The following is a 5827-nucleotide window of genomic DNA, read 5'->3' as shown; positions in this document are numbered from 1 at the left end:
GCCCATGTCATGCTGATGGTACTGCAACTTGGTGGTTGTGGGAGAGTAAGTGACTGCCGCAATATTTTTTGGTGGGGGCACTCCTTGTAGGGGGTGCCCCCACTTTTTGCATTCACGCACCGGACTGGGTTTCGGGTGGGTTGTGACCGTTCGTGCCGGTGGTCCTGGTTGGGTCGGCTGGTGTGGTGGGGGACTGGTGAGGTCCCCCTTTTCGCATTCACCACCCGATAGGATTTTCACGGTGTGGAATTGATCAACGATTCGCTGTGCCGGCGGTGGTCCTCCCCGTAGCGTGCATGGAGCCGCAGAGAGTCTGCGCTGCACACCTCAACGGTGAGGATCGAGAAGAGATCGAAATGAGTACATACCGGAGTCCTGACCAGTCTGCGTCAGCCTCTTCGTCGCCAGGTGCCAAAGCCGTGCCGGTCATGGCGATCTTCGTATCATGGACACTGGTCGTCTCCGACGGATACGACCTCATCGTCTTCGGCACCGTCCAGTCCTCGCTCATCGAGACCACCGGCTGGGGCCTGACGAACGCATCAATCGGCACCCTCGGGTCGCTCGCGTTCGTCGGCATGATGCTCGGCGCCCTGTTCGGGGGCCGCCTCGGTGATCGGTTCGGTCAGAAGCGGACCGTGATCATCTGCACCATCGTCTTCACCTGCCTCAACGCCCTCTGCGGCGCCGTCGACAGCCCCGTCCTCTTCGGGGTGCTCCGATTCCTCGCCGGCGTCGGCCTCGGCGGTCTGCTGCCGAGTTCGAACGCCCTGGTCGCCGGGCTCGTCGCACCACGTTGGCGGGCCACCGTCGCGACGATCATGATGTCCGGCGTCCCCGTCGGCGGAATCCTCGCCGCACTCACCGGCCTCATCGTCATCCCCACCCTCGGCTGGCGGTGGATGTTCTTCCTCACCCTCGTCTCGCTCCTCATCATCCCCTTCGCCCTCAAGTACCTGCCCTCCCGCGGGCCCGAGGAGGCCAGCGCCCGCGCCGACCGGACAAACCGGAGCTCCCTCTTCGCCGGGCCGTATGCGCTCATCTCCGCGCTCTTCGCCATCGCCGCTCTGGCCGTGCTCTTCGTCTGGTTCGGACTCGGCATCTGGCTGCCCCGGCTTCTCGAGACCCAGGGCTACGACCTCGGATCGGCGCTGACCTTCGCCCTCACCCTCAACATCGGCGCGGTCATCGGCTCGATCCTCACCGCCTGGGCGGGCACCCGGTACGGCGCCCTGGCAGCGGCAGCCGTCGCCACCGCACTGACCGGCCTCGCCATGGTCGCGATGATCTCCGACCAGCTGCCCATCGTCGTCACCTACCTGCTGCTCATCGTCGCGGGCATCGGCACGCACGGGTCGATGTGCCTGATCATCGGCGCCATCAACAACACGTACCCCGCTGCGATCCGCGGGACGGCGCTCGGCTGGGCACTCGGGATGGGCCGCCTCGGTGCGGTCCTCGCCCCGCAGGCCGGCGGGCTGCTCATCGGCACAGCAGCAGGTGTCGCCGCCGTCTACGGCGTCTTCGCCGGGGGAGCGATCTTCGCTGCCGCCGTCATGGGGGTGCTCATCCTCGTCATCCGGCGGGCGGCCCTCTCCGTGCCCGATGACACTGCCGCTCTCGCCGGCGCGAGCAGTGCCGGTGCGACCGCTCCGAACACCGCCCACACCTCCTGATGCCACGCGCATCAGCCCAGATCACCACACCACCCATTCACCTGTCATTGCAGAGGAGCACTGAGACCACCATGAAGAAGATCGCCCTCGAAGAGCACTTCGGCGCCACCGACCCCAACATCGTCGAACAGTCCGCCGAGCACTTCACACCCGACGCCTGGCCGGAGAGGCGAGCCGCGCTGCTCGACATCCATGAGACGCGCCTGCAGAAGATGGAAGAACTCGGCATCGAGAAGGTCATCCTCTCCCTCCTCGCCCCGGGCATCCAATCGCTCTACGAACGCACCGAGGCTGTCGACTGGGCGCACCGGCTCAACGACTACGCGGCCGACCAGGTCGCGGTCAACCCCGACCGCTTCGCCTCGTTCGCCGCCCTTCCCATGCAGGATCCGGACGCCGCGACGAAGGAGCTCACCCGCGCGGTCAGCGACCTCGGACTCGTCGGTGCCCTCATCAACGGCTTCTCCCAGGTCGACGACGAGAACACGGTCGTCTACCTCGACGATCCGCGCTACGCGGACTTCTGGTCGACGGTCGCCGAGCTCGACGTCCCGATCTACCTCCACCCCCGCGACCCGCTCGTCTCGAAGAGCCCACAGTACGACGGGCACCCCTGGCTCTACGGCTCGTCATGGGCGTTCTCCGTCGAAACCGGCACGCACGCCCTGCGGCTCATGGGCTCAGGACTCTTCGATCGGCACCCGGGCATCAGCATCATCATCGGCCACCTCGGCGAGCTGCTGCCCTACAACATCTGGCGCACCGATCATCGTCTCGCCGTCGCCCCGCGCGGTCTCGACGTCGAGCACTCCTTCGGGCACTACCTGCGCAACAACTTCTACCTCACGACGAGCGGGAACTTCCGCACGCCGGCCCTCCTCAACGCGATCCAGGAGGTCGGCGCCGATCGGATCATGTTCTCCGCCGACTACCCGTTCGAGTCGATGGAGGAGGCCGCCGTGTGGTTCGACGACGTCGAACTCAACGACCGTGACAAGGCGAAGATCGCCGCCGGCAATGCGCAGCGCCTTTTCGGATTCAGCCCGAGCGGCGACCCGGCCGATCGCCCGGCCGATCGCCCGGCCGGGCAGAGCGCCGCCCGATCTCCGCAGCACATCGGGCGATAGCCTCCCGGACCCGCGGCGATGAGAGCGTGGCCGCCCTGACCTCCGGGGCGGCCACGCTCAGGGCCACCGGTGCGACACTGTCGCAGCCGCGCAGGGCGAGTCCGACCGCGTCGACCCCGCGTTCGGTGAAGCCGGACACCTGGGCGAAGCCGTCGAAGCGGATCCGCTCCATCATCCTCATGAAGTCCGCCGCCGTGGGAAAGAGGTCGCCGACGGGGGAGGACCGGTCGATCTGCTCGTTGAAGAACACCCGCACGAGCCATTCGTCGGGCAGCTGGGCGAGCAGCGCGAGCCCGCCCGCCGTCGTCGCGGCAGGAAGCACGGCGTTCTCCCGGCTGCCGACGTGCGGCTCGGTCGCCCCCGCATAGGAGATGACGACCCGCACGCTGCTGCCGGTCCTCACCATGAGGTTAGCCGTCTCCCCGGTCTCTTCGACCAGCCGCCGCAGCGGCCGTCGAGCCCGCTGCTGGAGATCGAAGAGCTCGTCCGAGACGTTGAGCGGTGCTGTCACCGCCGTCCCGACCGTATAGCGGCGGTCATCGAGCTGAGTGGCGAAATCACGATAGACGAGCATCTGAAGCACCCGGTGACACGTCGACGGCGACAGCTCGGCCCGCGCGCTGATCTCCTGGAGAGGCAGCGGAGCGGAGTCCCGCAGGATCCGGAGCACCAGCAGCGCCCGGTCGATCGACTGGATGAACGTGCTCGGCAGTGCCCGGAGGTCGAGGTTCTCCATGATCGTCATCCCGTCGCCGGCCCGCATCAGTGCACCACAACCCTATGCCGCCGCGTCGGGGAGACCAAGAGCCGATGACGTCTCGATTGAGAGGTCCGGGAGATGAATTCTCGCCGAGGCGGTCGCCCGGTTCGCGGTCCCGGTGACCGGTGCGCGGGGCGGCGCTGGGGATGAACTCGGGAAGAATTCGTGACGATCTCAGGGACGTCGTCGAACCGCTCCGATGCCGTCGAACTCGCGGATCGAGGGCCGCCACCTGGGCGTTCTTGATCTGATTGTGACAAGTGAGTTTGTTGTCAACATCGTGATCTTCGGTAACGTGGGCAGGAGTGATCAACGGAAGGTACTGCGCATGCTCACGCGACTGCACGATGCCCTCAGGCTGCGGACGAACCCGGCCATCTTCTTCTCCTCGGCGGCGGTGATCATCCTCTTCGTCGTCGGGACGATCGTCTTCACCGACGCCCTCGACACCGGTGTCTCGGCTGCCTCGGACTGGCTGCTGACGAACTTCGGCTGGTTCTACATCGTCGGCGTCACGGTGTTCCTCGTCTTCCTCATCTACGTTGCGGCCTCCCGGTACGGTCGGGTCAAACTCGGTCCCGACGACGAACCGCCCGAGCACTCCAACGGCGCCTGGTTCGCGATGCTCTTCGCCGCGGGAATCGGCTCCATCCTCATGTTCTGGGGTGTCGCGGAACCGGTCAGCCACCTCGGCGATCCACCGCGCGCGAGCACCGGGATCGAACCGGGCACGGTCGAGGCCGCGGCCGACGCGATGAACTTCACGTACTACCATTTCACGCTCCACACGTGGACGATCTTCACGTTGCCTGCGCTGTGCTTCGCGTACTTCATCCACAAGCGCAACCTGCCGCCGCGGGTGAGCTCGATCTTCCAGCCCATCCTCGGTGAGCGGATCCACGGGCCGATCGGGAAGACGATCGACGTCATCGCCATCATCGGCACAGTCTTCGGTGTCGCGGTGTCGATCGGATTGGGCACGCTGCAGATCAACGGCGGGCTCGCCCAGGTCCTCGGGATCCCCGAGAGCGCGCTGTGGCAGCTCATCATCATCGGCGTCGTCTGCGGTCTGGCGACGATCTCCGTCTCGCTCGGCCTCGACAAGGGCATCAAGGTGCTCTCGAACATCAACATCGTCGTCGCGGTTCTGCTCCTCATCTTCATCATCGTCTTCGGGCCGACCCTGTTCATGGCGCGGGGGATCTTCGAATCGCTCGGCACGTACATCCAGCAGCTGCCCGAGCTGGCGCTGTGGAACGACACGTTCGCCGACACGGGCTGGCAGAAGACGTGGACGGTCTTCTACTGGGCGTGGACGATCACGTGGTCGCCGTTCGTCGGGATCTTCATCGCCCGGATCTCCCGCGGTCGGACCATTCGACAGTTCGTCATCGGCGTCCTCGCGATTCCCTCGGCGTTCTCGATCCTGTGGTTCGGCGTCTTCGGCTACGCGTCCTTCGACATCGAGTTCAACCAGGGTGGCGGTCTCGTCGACCGCGTCGTCAACCAGGGCGACATCCCGGGCGCGCTCTTCGCATTCCTCGAGCACTACCCGCTGGCGATCCCCGTGTCGATCGTCGCGATCCTCCTCGTCGTCGTCTTCTTCGTCACCTCGGTCGACTCCGCGGCGCTCGTTGTCGACACGATGAACAACGGGCACGAGGACTTCAATCCGCTCCCGCAGCGGATCTTCTGGGCGCTCGCGATCGCCGTCGTCACGGCGACGCTGCTCGTGTTCTCCGGATCGGGCGGGCTCGAGGCGCTCCAATCGACGATCATTCTCATCGGCCTGCCGTTCTTCGTTATCGCGTACTTCCAGATCTACGCCCTGATGAGAGCGCTGCGCGAGGACGCCGGGGCGCTGCCGCGGGTGCGCATGCGCCGCTGGAAGAAGGTCCTCCCACCCGAGGAGGTCGAACGCCGCGAGGACGACTCCGACGAGTTCAGCAGCGAGTACGACGATTCGGTCGAGACCGTCGTCGCCCCCGAGGCCGTCGAACCCGCCCCGGAGTTCCGCGACCCCTACGTCGACGAGCCGAAATCGAAGTCCAAGCCGAAGCCCAAGCGGCAGAGCACCCTGGCCAGCCGGACCGGCAGCCGGTCGCCGACGAACGTGGACTGAGGGCTGGCGGTTGCCGGGGCGGACGGGCGGACGGTTGGCGGTAGGTCGATGGGCTGCCACGTCGAGTTCGCCCGTCGGCCCCGTCCCCCATCGAGTTTGCGCCAGTTGAGTCTGAGATGGCCAAGGCCGCCTTGGCCATCTC

4 protein-coding genes are annotated in these 5827 nt (G+C 66.3%); 3 read left to right on the top strand and 1 reads right to left on the bottom strand.

Annotated features, from left to right (window positions below):
* Positions 1-428: 428 nt before the first annotated feature.
* Together ABD154_RS06810 and ABD154_RS06805 are read left to right on the top strand one after the other, a co-directional pair.
* On the top strand, positions 429-1676 hold the full coding sequence (locus ABD154_RS06810) for an MFS transporter (RefSeq protein ID WP_344250734.1): 1248 nt from the start codon (positions 429-431) through the stop codon (positions 1674-1676).
* Between the two features lie 71 nt (positions 1677-1747).
* Entirely contained in the window at positions 1748-2803 is a 1056-nt protein-coding gene (locus ABD154_RS06805; RefSeq protein WP_344250732.1) for an amidohydrolase family protein, read from the top strand.
* Here ABD154_RS06805 and ABD154_RS06800 read toward each other — a convergent pair.
* Positions 2715-3566: an IclR family transcriptional regulator gene (locus tag ABD154_RS06800; protein WP_344250730.1), complete on the bottom strand. Its 852-nt coding sequence runs from the start codon at positions 3564-3566 to the stop codon at positions 2715-2717. The two genes, ABD154_RS06805 and ABD154_RS06800, sit on opposite strands and share 89 nt — an antisense overlap.
* 325 nt (positions 3567-3891) lie before the next feature.
* On the opposite strand from ABD154_RS06800, the gene ABD154_RS06795 reads away from it, so the two are divergent.
* Complete coding sequence (locus ABD154_RS06795; protein ID WP_344250728.1) at positions 3892-5685, top strand: BCCT family transporter; 1794 nt, start codon at positions 3892-3894, stop codon at positions 5683-5685.
* Positions 5686-5827: the final 142 nt, after the last annotated feature.

Origin of the sequence: Brevibacterium sanguinis (assembly GCF_039528855.1) — a bacterium.
Classification (GTDB): domain Bacteria; phylum Actinomycetota; class Actinomycetes; order Actinomycetales; family Brevibacteriaceae; genus Brevibacterium; species Brevibacterium sanguinis.
This window is presented reverse-complemented; position numbering and strand designations above follow the sequence as displayed.

Excerpts from the sequence above, each read along its gene's own strand:
- ABD154_RS06810 (WP_344250734.1), top strand. The coding sequence starts at position 429 with ATGGCGATCTTCGTATCATGGACACTGGTCGTCTCCGACGGATACGAC.
- ABD154_RS06805 (WP_344250732.1), top strand. The coding sequence starts at position 1,748 with ATGAAGAAGATCGCCCTCGAAGAGCACTTCGGCGCCACCGACCCCAAC.
- ABD154_RS06800 (WP_344250730.1), bottom strand. The coding sequence starts at position 3,566 with ATGCGGGCCGGCGACGGGATGACGATCATGGAGAACCTCGACCTCCGG.
- ABD154_RS06795 (WP_344250728.1), top strand. The coding sequence starts at position 3,892 with ATGCTCACGCGACTGCACGATGCCCTCAGGCTGCGGACGAACCCGGCC.